This window comes from Kosakonia sp. AG348 (assembly GCF_003337365.1).
Classification (GTDB): Bacteria; Pseudomonadota; Gammaproteobacteria; order Enterobacterales; family Enterobacteriaceae; genus Kosakonia.
Genome location: NZ_QPJR01000005.1, coordinates 356,342 through 369,246, shown reverse-complemented (window position 1 = coordinate 369,246; position 12,905 = coordinate 356,342). Strand labels below are relative to the sequence as shown.

9 protein-coding genes are annotated in these 12,905 nt (G+C 56.4%); 7 read left to right on the top strand and 2 right to left on the bottom strand.

The window, feature by feature from the left end:
- Positions 1–54: 54 nt before the first annotated feature.
- Entirely contained in the window at positions 55–1,299 is a 1,245-nt protein-coding gene (locus DFO56_RS15075) for an MFS transporter (protein ID WP_045510525.1), read from the bottom strand.
- 193 nt (positions 1,300–1,492) lie between these two features.
- Here DFO56_RS15075 and yfhb point away from each other — a divergent pair, with 193 nt between their 5' ends.
- Together yfhb and tadA are read left to right on the top strand one after the other, a co-directional pair.
- Positions 1,493–2,128: a phosphatidylglycerophosphatase C gene (yfhb, locus tag DFO56_RS15070; RefSeq protein ID WP_020454742.1), complete on the top strand. Its 636-nt coding sequence runs from the start codon at positions 1,493–1,495 to the stop codon at positions 2,126–2,128.
- A 60-nt stretch (positions 2,129–2,188) separates the two neighbouring features.
- The gene (gene tadA / locus DFO56_RS15065; protein ID WP_045510489.1) at positions 2,189–2,698 is read left to right on the top strand and encodes a tRNA adenosine(34) deaminase TadA; all 510 of its coding nucleotides are present in this window, start codon (positions 2,189–2,191) and stop codon (positions 2,696–2,698) included.
- Between the two features lie 19 nt (positions 2,699–2,717).
- Here tadA and mltF read toward each other — a convergent pair whose 3' ends face one another.
- Positions 2,718–4,310 carry a membrane-bound lytic murein transglycosylase MltF gene (gene mltF, locus DFO56_RS15060; RefSeq protein ID WP_233500404.1) on the bottom strand — a complete coding sequence of 531 codons (1,593 nt, stop codon included), beginning with the start codon at positions 4,308–4,310 and terminating at the stop codon, positions 2,718–2,720.
- Between the two features lie 239 nt (positions 4,311–4,549).
- On the opposite strand from mltF, the gene purL reads away from it, so the two are divergent.
- The 5 genes from purL (at position 4,550) to glnB (ending at position 12,890) form a co-directional block, all read left to right on the top strand.
- The gene (purL, locus tag DFO56_RS15055; protein WP_045510482.1) at positions 4,550–8,437 is read left to right on the top strand and encodes a phosphoribosylformylglycinamidine synthase; all 3,888 of its coding nucleotides are present in this window, start codon (positions 4,550–4,552) and stop codon (positions 8,435–8,437) included.
- Between the two features lie 535 nt (positions 8,438–8,972).
- Positions 8,973–10,409: a two component system sensor histidine kinase QseE/GlrK gene (gene qseE, locus DFO56_RS15050; protein WP_071925215.1), complete on the top strand. Its 1,437-nt coding sequence runs from the start codon at positions 8,973–8,975 to the stop codon at positions 10,407–10,409.
- Positions 10,406–11,143, top strand: a complete 738-nt coding sequence (gene qseG, locus DFO56_RS15045; RefSeq protein WP_045510479.1) for a two-component system QseEF-associated lipoprotein QseG — start codon at positions 10,406–10,408, stop codon at positions 11,141–11,143. The genes qseE and qseG overlap by 4 nt, the downstream gene beginning before the upstream one ends.
- Positions 11,140–12,477, top strand: a complete 1,338-nt coding sequence (glrR, locus tag DFO56_RS15040; protein ID WP_017459023.1) for a two-component system response regulator GlrR — start codon at positions 11,140–11,142, stop codon at positions 12,475–12,477. Before qseG ends, glrR begins: the two co-directional genes overlap by 4 nt.
- Positions 12,478–12,551: 74 nt before the next feature.
- Positions 12,552–12,890 (top strand): nitrogen regulatory protein P-II, encoded by a 339-nt coding sequence (glnB, locus tag DFO56_RS15035; RefSeq protein WP_002438074.1) that lies wholly within the window; start codon positions 12,552–12,554, stop codon positions 12,888–12,890.
- Positions 12,891–12,905: the final 15 nt, after the last annotated feature.

Below are 12,905 nucleotides of genomic sequence, written 5' to 3'. Positions count from 1 at the left end.
ATGAATTAAAAATTCTTTTAGCACAAAATATCCCTGAATGGGTTTTGACAGCGATCAAGAGGATCCGCTGAGGCTGCGTTGTTTAACCTTCGGTGAATTATCGAGCAGACGAATTGCCGGAATAAAACTGGCACCTGCGCAGGCAATGACCACCGCGATTGCCGAGGCGATCAGCACGTTGCTGCTACCAAAGTGCGTCGCCAGTGGCCCGGCGGGCAGCTCACCAACCGGAATGGCGATAAATGACCCCATTGCATCGTAGGCATAAACACGCGCCAGCTTCTCTGGCGGAATATGTGTTTGTAATGACTGCGCCCACGCCACACCGAACAGGCCGAAACTGACGCCTGCGAGGAAAAACGCCGCCAGCAACCACGTTGTAGAAACATTTTGGCTGAGGAGATAGATCGGCACCGCGCATACGGCAACCAGCATCACGCCGATAAACAGATCGCGTCGCGGACGCCAGCGCAGCGCGAGGAATGAACCGACAATCAAGCCCACGCTCTGCGCGGCGACAATCATTCCCCAGCGCGTGCGGCCAAACGAGGCATCGGCAATGATCGGGCCGAGTACCATCACCACGCCGCTGAACGCGGCATTAATAATGGTGAACTGCACGACAATGGCCCACACCCAGGCGCGGCTTATGAACTCTTTCCAGCCATCGCGCAAATCTTGCAGGATATTGCTTTGCGCCGCTGTCTCCTGAATAGCGCCCATGCGAATGGCAAGATAAAGCGGAGCCGAGGCGGCAAAGCCCAGTGCGTCAATCGCCAGCCCCCAGCCAGGCCCGACGGCGCTGGTGAGGATGCCACCGAGCGACGCGCCGACGACCGTTCCGCTATAAATACCAAGCTGGATAAAGGCATTGGCTTCGCGCAGGTTATGCGCTGGCACTGTTTGCGGCACCAGCGCGGACGAAGCCGGCAGCGCGATCCCCGCCGCCGCGCCGTTAATGGTGCCGAGTATCGCGAGGAGCAGCACCGTCGCTGAACCGTCCAGCACCAGCCAGGCGACAACGCCTTGCGAACAGGCGGCGACCAGCGACGACAGCACCAGCACCTGGCTGCGTGAATAGCGATCGGCCAGCACACCGCCGACCAGCAAAAACGCCACGTTAAACAGTGAACGAGCGGCCACCACTATACCGAGTTCGGTGGCGGAACCGCCAATGTCCAGCACCGCAAAAGCCAGCGCAATGGGGGCAATGCCGTTACCGAGCACTGTCAGCAGACGGGCAAAAAACAGATGGCGAAACGGGGCAAAATGAAAGGCGCGCGTATGTTGTGTTGTCATCAGGATCGCGGTGAAGTAAAGGTTCGGGCCAGTGTAAAGCATCCTGGCCTTGCCAACATAGCCGCTGATTATTACAGGTATCGGTGACCGATTGTTACCGGAAAAGTGAGGGGCTATCTGTTAGGCTATTGAAAGAGCGATCGCCAGAAGGAGAGGCCCGGCGGTCGAAGGTTAACCAACAGAGGACTCCCATTTGGCTAACAGCGAGCGCCGCGTCGTCTTTTTTGATCTGGATGGTACCCTGCATCAGCAGGATATGTTTGGCACGTTTCTGCGTTACGTTTTGCGTCATCAGCCGTTAAATGCGTTGCTGGTGCTGCCTTTGTTGCCGGTGATTGCGGGCGGATTATTACTCAAAGGACGCGCCGCGCGCTGGCCAATGAGCTTGCTGCTGTGGGGCTGCACGTTTGGCCATAGCGAACGGCACCTGAATGCGTTGCAGCAGAAATTTGTCAGCTGGTTTCGTGAGCATGTTACCGCCTTCCCGGTCGTGCAAACGCGGTTAACCAACTATCTGGCGGCGTCCGATGCGGATATCTGGCTGATTACCGGTTCGCCGCAGCCGCTGGTGGAGCAGGTCTATTATGATACCCCGTGGCTCCCGCGCGTTAATCTGATAGCCAGCCAAATCAGCCGCCGCTACGGTGGCTGGGTGCTGACTATGCGCTGTCTCGGTCATGAAAAAGTCGCCCAGCTTGAACGCAAAATCGGTACCCCGTTGCGCCTCTACAGCGGTTACAGCGACAGCAAGCAAGACAACCCGTTGCTCTATTTTTGCCAGCACCGCTGGCGCGTGACGCCGCGTGGCGACTTGCAACAGCTCGAGTAGTGTCGAACCGATAACGGCTGTGTATAATGCGCTCCGCCTGAATTACTGGAGTATCTCGCTTTGTCCATTCCTGAACTGAATCACGACGTCTGGATGCGTCATGCGCTCACGCTGGCGAAACGTGCCTGGGAAGAGGGCGAAGTGCCGGTAGGCGCGGTGCTGGTGCATAACGGTCAGGTGATCGGCGAAGGATGGAACCGGCCGATTGGCCGCCACGATCCTACCGCGCATGCGGAAATTATGGCGTTGCGCCAGGGTGGGCTGGTGCTGCAAAACTACCGTCTTATTGATACCACTTTATATGTCACGCTGGAGCCATGCGTTATGTGCGCGGGTGCCATGGTGCACAGCCGTATCGGTCAACTGGTTTTTGGTGCGCGGGATGCGAAAACCGGCGCGGCGGGATCGCTGATTGATGTGTTGCACCATCCGGGCATGAACCATCGGGTGGAGATAACCGAAGGCGTGTTACGCGACGAATGCGCCGCGATGCTGAGCGATTTCTTCCGCCACCGTCGGCTGGAGAAAAAAGCCCTGAAAAAACCGGCTGGCGATCCTACTGCTTTCTAGGGCGTAGTGGCGTTAAGCGCTAGCGGTTAACTTTTAGCGGGTTTTGCACCAGCGCGTCGGACACCAGCAGCGGGTTACGCGGGAAGGCTTCATTAGCGGTTAACGCGCTAAAGGGCAGCACGCCGTAAGCCGGGCGATTTAATTCTTCTGTTGATACCGCCGGGTAACTCCTGGCCAGCTTCACTGCTTTTGCGGACTCTTTCTCTTTTTCCAGCAAATAACCGACCAGGCTAATTTCATACTTACGAATATTTTCTACATAGGCATAGGCTTCATGTCCGCGAGCGTAGCCGTACGTCAGCTTGCTGTAGTATTGTTTCTGGCTTAATAACGGCAGGCGCTGTTTCACGTCTGCCCAACTGTCCGGGTTGCCTTTGGTTTTCGCCGTTAACGCACGGGCATCCAGCATGTGCGCGTAGCCCATATTGTAAGCCGCCAGCGCGAACCAGATTTTTTCATCCTGCGGTACGGTGTCCGGCACTTTGCTCATCATGTCCACCAGGTAACGCGCGCCGCCGCTGATGCTTTGCTCGGCGTCAGTGCGATCGCTTAAACCTAAGCTCTGCGCCGTATTACGCGTCAGCATCATCAAGCCGCGAACGCCGGTGGGTGAAGTGGCCTGGGAGTCCCAGTGTGACTCCTGATAAGAGATGGCCGCTAACAGTCGCCAGTCGATCGCCTGGGCGTACTTTTCAAACAGCGGTTGCAGATCCGGCAGCACGCTATCGACGGCGCGTAAAAAGGTACGCGTGTCGACATAGTCAAAATCCTCGCCATGGCCGAGATATTTCTCCTCCAGCCGCGCAAGCGTGCCGTCTTCATTCATATAATTGAAAAAATCGAGCATCGCGGCCGACAGCGTATTGTCGTCATCGCGCTTGCTAAACCAGGTGACGGGTTGCTCATCGGTGATATCCAGCGCCACCGCCAGCTCGGGATGCACGCGCTGGAACAGGCTAATGGCGACCGAATCAGCGACGGTGTAGCTCAGTTTCCCGTCGACCACTTGTTGCAGCAACGCGGTCGTGCCGAGCTTTTCATCCACCGTCCAGCTTAACTCCGGGTACTTCTTCTCTTTTAATTCACGCAGATCGTCCAGGGCGACATGACCGGGAGCGATGGTTAACTGGCTGGCATTAACGGATTCCAGCGTACGGGGGCGGTAGCTGCCCACGCGGTACACCAGTTGCTGAGAAACCGAGTAGTAGACCGGCCCGGTTTGATAGTTCTTCACCCGTTCGCTGTTGTAGACCAACCCGGCGGCGAGCATATCGGCGTCGTCATTATCAAGGTCATCAAACAGTTGGCTGATATTCTGGCGCACCGTGACTTTCAGTTTGACGCCAAGGTAATCGGCGAAATGCTGCGCGAGATCGTAATCCAGCCCATACGTTTTGCCATCAACGGTGTTGTAAGTGAGCGGTGTGGCAACCGTACTGACGCGCAGCTCCCCACGAGCTTTGATCGCCGCGATGCGATTGTCGGCTTTGCCGAACCAGGGGATAGAAGGCCACAGGGCCGCTGCCAGCAGCAGGGTGACAATGCCGATGAGCAGATAATTAATCTTAAATTTTTTCAAGGAGTTAATTCTCTGCGCCGTGCTTTGCCTCAGAAGATTCTCGTGATGATAACAGTAAGGTTTGTCGGTGATTGAGCGGCATTCTGCGCAACAAAACGCCAGTTGGCAACTAATTAGAGCATTCGGCGACAGCTATTGTTAAAAATTGACGGCGATTTTATTTCGACGCAAACGGTTTCGTCGGCGCGCAGGATTCTCTATAATGACGCCCGTTTTCCCCTGGTGCACACTTAAAGCGTCCCCGACGCTTCGTAATCGAAGACGAGAGACTTATGATGGAAATTCTGCGTGGTTCGCCTGCATTGTCCGCTTTCCGTATCAACAAACTGCTGGCACGTTTTCAGGCCGCCAACCTCCCGGTAAGCAACATTTACGCCGAATACGCTCACTTCGCCGATCTCAATGATGGGCTGACAGAAGATGAATACGCGCGGCTCCAGCGCTTGCTGAAATACGGCCCGAGCCTTAGCAGCCATACCCCGACCGGAAAATTACTGCTCGTCACTCCTCGTCCCGGCACCATCTCTCCCTGGTCTTCTAAAGCTACCGATATCGCCCACAACTGCGGCCTTAACAAAATCAATCGCCTTGAGCGCGGCGTCGCCTATTACGTTGACGCAGCCGGGCTGACTGACGCCCAGTGGAACGACGTTGCCGCAGAGCTGCATGACCGCATGATGGAGAGCGTATTCACGTCACAAGCCGACGCCGAACGCCTGTTTGAGCACCATCAGCCTGCGCCGGTACAGAGCGTGGATCTGCTCGGCGAAGGCCGTCAGGCGCTGATTGATGCCAACCTGCGTCTGGGGCTGGCGCTGGCGGAAGACGAAATCGACTATCTGCAAGAGGCGTTTACCCGCCTGGGGCGCAATCCGAACGACATCGAGCTTTATATGTTCGCGCAGGCGAACTCTGAGCACTGCCGTCACAAAATTTTTAACGCCGACTGGGTGATTGATGGCAAGCAGCAGCCGAAGTCGCTGTTCAAAATGATCAAAAACACCTTCGAGCAAACGCCGGATTTCGTGCTGTCGGCCTATAAAGATAATGCCGCAGTGATGGAAGGTTCCGAAGTGGGGCGCTTCTTCGCCGATCGCGGGGAAGGGCGTTACGACTACCATCAGGAACCGGCGCATATTCTGATGAAGGTGGAAACTCACAACCACCCGACGGCGATTTCGCCGTGGCCGGGGGCGGCGACAGGTTCCGGCGGCGAGATCCGCGACGAAGGCGCAACCGGCCGTGGCGCGAAGCCAAAAGCGGGGCTGGTGGGCTTTTCCGTTTCTAACTTGCGTATTCCTGGCTTTGAACAGCCGTGGGAAGAGGATTTCGGTAAACCGGATCGTATCGTCACCGCGCTGGACATTATGACCGACGGCCCGCTGGGCGGCGCGGCGTTCAACAATGAATTTGGTCGTCCGGCGCTGAATGGTTACTTCCGTACTTATGAAGAGAAAGTGAACAGCCACAACGGCGAAGAGCTGCGCGGCTACCACAAACCGATCATGCTGGCGGGCGGCATCGGCAACATCCGTGCCGATCACGTGCAGAAAGGTGAAATCACCGTTGGCGCGAAACTGATCGTGCTGGGCGGTCCGGCGATGAATATCGGTCTGGGCGGCGGTGCGGCGTCGTCGATGGCTTCTGGTCAGTCCGACGCCGATCTTGATTTTGCCTCCGTACAGCGCGACAACCCGGAAATGGAGCGTCGTTGCCAGGAAGTTATCGACCGCTGCTGGCAGCTGGGTGATGCCAACCCGATCCTCTTTATTCACGACGTTGGCGCGGGCGGCCTTTCTAACGCCATGCCGGAGCTGGTGAGCGACGGCGGTCGCGGCGGTCGTTTTGAGCTGCGCGATATTCTGAGCGATGAGCCGGGAATGAGCCCGCTTGAGATCTGGTGTAACGAATCGCAGGAGCGCTACGTGCTGGCGGTTGCCGCCGATCAACTGGCGCTGTTTGACGAGCTGTGCCGCCGCGAGCGCGCGCCGTACGCGGTGATTGGTGAAGCGACGGAAGCTCAACATCTGACGCTTAACGACAGCCACTTTAACAACCAGCCGATCGATATGCCGCTGGATGTGCTGCTGGGTAAAACGCCGAAGATGACCCGCGATGTCGCGTCTCGTCAGGCGGCTGGCGAAGCGCTGAACGTGCAGGGCATTTCCATTGCCGATGCGGTTAACCGCGTGCTGCACCTGCCGACCGTGGCGGAAAAAACTTTCCTTGTGACCATCGGCGACCGTACGGTGACCGGTATGGTCGCGCGCGATCAGATGGTTGGCCCGTGGCAGATTCCGGTGGCGAACTGTGCAGTCACCACCGCCAGCCTTGATAGCTACTACGGTGAGGCGATGGCGCTGGGCGAACGCGCGCCGGTTGCGCTGCTGGACTTCGCCGCTTCCGCCCGTCTGGCGGTGGGGGAAGCGCTCACTAACATCGCTGCAACGCAGATTGGCGATATCAAACGTATTAAGCTGTCGGCGAACTGGATGGCCGCCGCCGGGCACCCGGGTGAAGACGCCGGGCTGTATGCCGCAGTGAAAGCGGTGGGTGAAGAGCTTTGTCCGGCGCTCGGTTTAACCATTCCGGTGGGTAAAGACTCCATGTCGATGAAAACCCGCTGGCAGGAAGGCAGCGAGCAGCGCGAAATGACCTCGCCGCTGTCACTGGTGATCACCGCGTTTGCCCGTGTTGAAGATGTTCGCCGCACGGTTACCCCACAGCTTTCCACGGAAGATAACGCCCTGCTGCTGATTGACCTGGGTAATGGCAATAACGCACTGGGCGCCACCGCGCTGGCACAGGTTTACCGCCAGCTTGGGGACAAACCGGCTGATGTGCGTAACGTTGAGCAACTGAAAGGTTTCTTTGATGCTATCCAGGCGCTGGTGGCGGACCGCAAACTGCTGGCCTATCACGATCGCTCCGATGGCGGCCTGCTGGTCACGCTGGCAGAGATGGCCTTTACCGGTCACTGCGGCATCAACGTTGATATCGCGTCTCTGGGCCAGGATCGTCTGGCGGCGTTGTTTAATGAAGAGCTGGGCGCGGTGATTCAGGTGCGCGCGGCCGATCGCGAAGCGGTAGAAAGCGTACTCGCGGCTTATGGTCTGGGTGATAGCGTTCACTATCTCGGTACTGCCGTTGCTGGCGATCGCTTTGTGATTGAAGCTGATGGTCAGGCGGTGTTCAGCGAAAGCCGTACTCAGCTGCGCATGTGGTGGGCGGAAACCACCTGGCAGATGCAGCGCCTGCGTGATAACCCGGAGTGTGCGGATCAGGAGCATCAGGCGAAAGCCAATGACAACGATCCTGGCCTCAACGTGAAACTCTCTTTTGATATCAACGACGATATCGCTGCACCGTTCATTGCTACCGGTGCACGGCCGAAAGTGGCTGTGCTGCGTGAGCAGGGCGTCAACTCGCACGTTGAAATGGCGGCTGCATTCCATCGCGCCGGTTTTGATGCCATTGACGTGCATATGAGCGATCTGCTGGCAGGGCGCACTGGCCTTGAGCACTTCCAGGCGCTGGTTGCCTGCGGCGGCTTCTCGTATGGCGATGTGCTGGGTGCAGGTGAGGGTTGGGCGAAATCGATTCTGTTCAACGAGCGTGTGCGTGACGAGTTCGAAACCTTCTTCCACCGCCCGCAGACACTGGCGCTTGGCGTGTGTAACGGTTGCCAGATGATGTCTAACCTGCGTGAACTGATCCCGGGCAGCGAGCTGTGGCCGCGCTTTGTGCGTAACCACTCCGACCGCTTTGAAGCGCGCTTCAGCCTGGTGGAAGTGACGCAAAGCCCGTCGCTGCTGCTGAGCGGTATGGTCGGCTCGCAGATGCCAATCGCCGTTTCCCATGGTGAAGGTCGCGTGGAAGTGCGTGATGGCGCGCATCTGGCGCAGCTGGAAAGCAAAGGGCTGGTGGCGTTGCGCTACGTGGATAACACCGGGGCCGTGACGGAAACTTATCCGGCGAACCCGAACGGATCACCGAACGGTATTACGGCTGTGACCAGCGAAAGCGGGCGCGTAACCATTATGATGCCGCACCCGGAGCGCGTGTTCCGCACCGTTTCCAACTCCTGGCATCCGGAAAACTGGGGCGAAGACAGCCCGTGGATGCGTATCTTCCGCAACGCCCGTAAACAGTTGGGTTAATTTCGTCATCATCAGTAAGCCCTCTTCTTTGTAAGAGGGCTTTTTTTCGCCTGAGCAAAAGTGTCTGCATTTCCCGACATAGGGTATTAAGTTGTGTCTCCAAAAAGAGACATTTAATTTATTGATTATAAATGATTTATTTTTGATGCTATCAGTGTGTTGCTAAATAGCGACAGGTTGTTGAAATGATAAGCACATCACACTTTCATTTTTAAAATATTAAATGATTAAAAATCAATAGCTTTAATTAATTGTTGGCGTGTTGGCACAATACCTGCATAATATTACGCAGTGGCTCATTCACCTTCTTATGTCAGCCCCTTCGGGACGCGCTACATAAACTTCGAATGACGCACTTAAAGGTGCCTGCCGTCCACCTGCTGATAATTGCACTGCTTTATCAGGCATCGGGCGAAACGTCGAGTTAGGCACCGCCTAATTTCATAACAAAGCCGGGTTAATACCCGGCTTTGTTGTTTCTGGCTTTTGGTAAATCAGTTAGCATCTCCATACCTTTTTTTGCGAGAGAAGTGCATTGAAACGCTGGCCTGTTTTCCCCCGCTCGCTTCGCCAACTGGTCATGATGGCGTTTTTGTTAATCCTGTTGCCGCTGCTGGTGTTAGCCTGGCAGGCGTGGCAAAGCCTGAACGCACTCAGTGCGCAGGCGTTGCAGACTAACCGCACAACGTTGATTGACGCGCGTCGCAGTGAAGCAATGACCAATGCCGCACTGGAAATGGAGCGTAGCTACCGGCAGTACTGTGTGCTGGATGATGCCACCCTGGCGCGCGTGTATCAGAATCAGCGTAAGCGTTATAGCGAAATGCTTGACGCCCACGCGGGCGTGCTCCCTGACGATAAACTTTACCAGGCGTTGCGCCAGGATTTAAACGCGCTCGCCCAGTTGCAATGTAAAAATAGCGGCCCGTCTGCCGAGGCCTCTGCGCAGCTTGAAGCGTTTGCCGCCGCCAATACCGAGATGGTGCAATCGACACGGGCGGTGGTCTTTTCCCGCGGGCAACAACTTCAGCTGGAAATTGCCGAGCGCGGTCAGTTTTTCGGCTGGCAGGCGCTGGTGCTGTTCCTGGTAAGCCTGGCGCTGGTCCTGCTGTTTACCCGCATGATCATCGGTCCGGTGAAGGGCATCGAGCGGATGATTAATCGCTTGGGCGAGGGGAGAACCCTGGGCCGTAGCGTTGTCTTTAAAGGCCCGCGTGAACTGCGTTATGTTGGGGAACGGATCCTCTGGCTGAGCGAAAGACTCGCCTGGCTTGAATCACAGCGTCATCAATTCTTACGCCATCTTTCCCATGAGCTTAAAACGCCGCTTGCCAGCATGCGCGAAGGTACCGAGTTGCTGGCCGATCAGGTTGTCGGACCGCTGACGATGGAACAGAAAGAGGTGGTGGAGATCCTCGATGCCAGCAGCCGCAATCTGCAAAAACTGATTGAGCAATTGCTGGATTACAACCGCAAGCTGGCGGAGGGTTCGGTAGAGCTGGAAACCGTGGAACTTGCGCCACTGGTAGAAATGGTGATCTCTGCCCACAGTTTGCCGGCGCGAGCTAAAATGATGCATACCGATGTCGCCCTTGATGTGGCGACCTGCCAGGCCGAACCGATGTTGCTGATGAGCGTGCTGGATAATCTTTACTCCAACGCGGTGCACTATGGTGCTGAATCCGGTAACATTTCTCTGCACAGCTATACTGCCAACGCGCGGCTCTGTATCGAAGTGGCAAATACCGGTACGCCGATCCCTGAAACGGAGCGTGAAATGATCTTCGAACCGTTCTTCCAGGGTAGCCACCAGCGAAAAGGAGCAGTGAAAGGCAGCGGGTTGGGGCTAAGCATTGCCAGGGACTGCATTCGCCGTATGCAAGGCGAGCTGCATCTGGTGGCAAGCAGCAAAGCTGATGTCTGTTTCCGTATTGAGCTACCTCTCAATGCGCCGGAAAAATCCACTCAATGAATCTAAATCTGGTGAGTATGTCGCATGTTTTTTCCCGCGTGATTAACGCGGTTACACAGCAAAACGTCTGGCTTCGCGTGTTTCCTTGTCTGCTGCTGGCGGGGTGTGTTGCACAAAAACCGCAAAGCGCGATTTATGACCTCCAGGAAGAACGACTCCCTGAACATCAACTGGCCGATTTCTTGTCCACAGATTGCGACGATATCTGGTCGCTGTCCGGGCAAAACGTCGACACCAACCCGCTTTACTGGCTGCGCGGTATGGACTGTGCGCAACGTTTATCGCCTGCCGCCGCGCGTGCTGAAGCACGTACCTGGTCTGACGATAACTGGCAGGCCACGTTCAGGCGCGGCATTTTGCTCTCTAACGCCAAAATTTCGCCGCTTGAGCGTCGTGAATACACCGAGCGGCTGGGCGCATTAAGCCCCACGATCCCTGCGCAGGTTCGTCCACTGCTTGAGCTGTGGCGCGATGGTGAAAAAGCCCAATTACAACTGGCGGAAGAGCGCGCCCGTTACGCGAAGTTACAGCAATCCGCGGACAGCGAGCTGGATAGTCTGCGCCAGCAACAACAATTCCTGCGCGAACAACTGGAAACAACTACCCGTAAACTGGAAAACCTCACCGATATCGAACGGCGTCTCTCCACGCGCAATAAACCCGCCGCTACTGACCTGCCGGACAGTTCTCACCCGTCTAAAAGCGACGGCACTCAGGAGGATGTGAAACCATGACCAGCCGTAAACCTGCCCATCTGTTGCTGGTGGATGACGATCCGGGGCTGTTAAAACTGCTGGGGCTGCGCCTCACCAGCGAAGGCTACAGCATCGTCACGGCGGAAAGCGGGCAGGAAGGGTTGCGCATTCTTGCGCGGGAAAAGGTCGATTTGGTAATAAGCGATCTGCGCATGGATGAGATGGACGGTATGCAGCTGTTTGCCGAAATCCAGCGCGTACAGCCGGGCATGCCGGTGATTATCCTGACGGCCCACGGCTCGATTCCTGACGCGGTGGCCGCGACCCAGCAGGGCGTGTTCAGCTTTCTGACCAAACCGGTGGACAAAGACGCGCTGTATAAAGCGATTGACGATGCGCTGGAGCACAGCGGTTCGGCGATGGATGACCAGTGGCGTGAAACCATAGTCACTCGTAGCCCGGTAATGCTGCGTCTGCTGGAGCAGGCGCGGATGGTGGCGCAATCTGACGTGAGCGTGCTGATTAACGGCCAGAGCGGTACCGGGAAAGAGGTGCTCGCGCAGGCGATTCATAACGCCAGTCCGCGCAGCAAAAGCGCGTTTATCGCCATTAACTGCGGCGCGTTGCCGGAACAGTTACTGGAATCTGAACTGTTCGGTCATGCGCGCGGTGCGTTTACCGGCGCAGTCAGTAGCCGGGAGGGGCTGTTTCAGGCGGCGGAGGGCGGCACGCTGTTCCTTGATGAGATTGGCGATATGCCGATTCCGTTGCAGGTCAAACTGCTGCGCGTGTTGCAGGAGCGCAAAGTGCGCCCGCTTGGCAGTAACCGCGATATCGATATTAATGTGCGCATCATTTCAGCCACGCACCGTGATTTACCGAAAGCGATGGCGCGCGGCGAGTTTCGCGAAGATCTCTACTATCGGCTGAATGTGGTGAGCCTGAAGATCCCGGCGTTAGCTGAGCGTGCGGAAGATATTCCGCTGCTGGCCAATCATTTGCTGAAACAGTCGGCAGAGAGACATAAACCGTTTGTTCGCGCGTTTTCCACCGATGCCATGAAGCGGCTGATGACCGCCGGCTGGCCTGGCAATGTGCGCCAGTTGGTTAACGTCATTGAACAGTGTGTGGCGCTCACCTCATCGCCGGTTATCAGCGATGCGCTGGTGGAGCAGGCGCTGGAAGGGGAAAATACGGCGTTGCCGACCTTTGTTGAGGCGCGTAACCAGTTTGAACTGAACTACCTGCGCAAGCTGCTGCAAATCACTAAGGGCAATGTCACGCATGCCGCGCGCATGGCGGGGCGCAACCGCACCGAGTTTTACAAATTACTCTCCCGCCATGAGCTCGACGCCAACGACTTTAAAGAGTAATGGCGAAATGATTATGGTACTGTGAGCAACCGATTACGATGCAGCAGACTGGCAAGAGCGTGTAAGGAACGACCATGAAAAAGATTGATGCGATTATTAAACCTTTCAAACTGGATGATGTACGTGAAGCGCTGGCTGAAGTCGGCATCACCGGGATGACGGTAACGGAAGTGAAAGGTTTTGGTCGCCAGAAAGGCCACACTGAACTTTACCGTGGCGCGGAGTATATGGTGGATTTTCTGCCGAAGGTGAAGATTGAAATTGTCGTGACTGACGACATCGTTGATACCTGCGTGGACACCATTATCCGTACTGCCCAGACCGGTAAAATCGGCGACGGTAAGATCTTCGTCTTTGATGTCGCACGCGTGGTGCGTATCCGTACCGGCGAAGAAGACGACGCCGCAATCTGATATTTTCCCTCACCC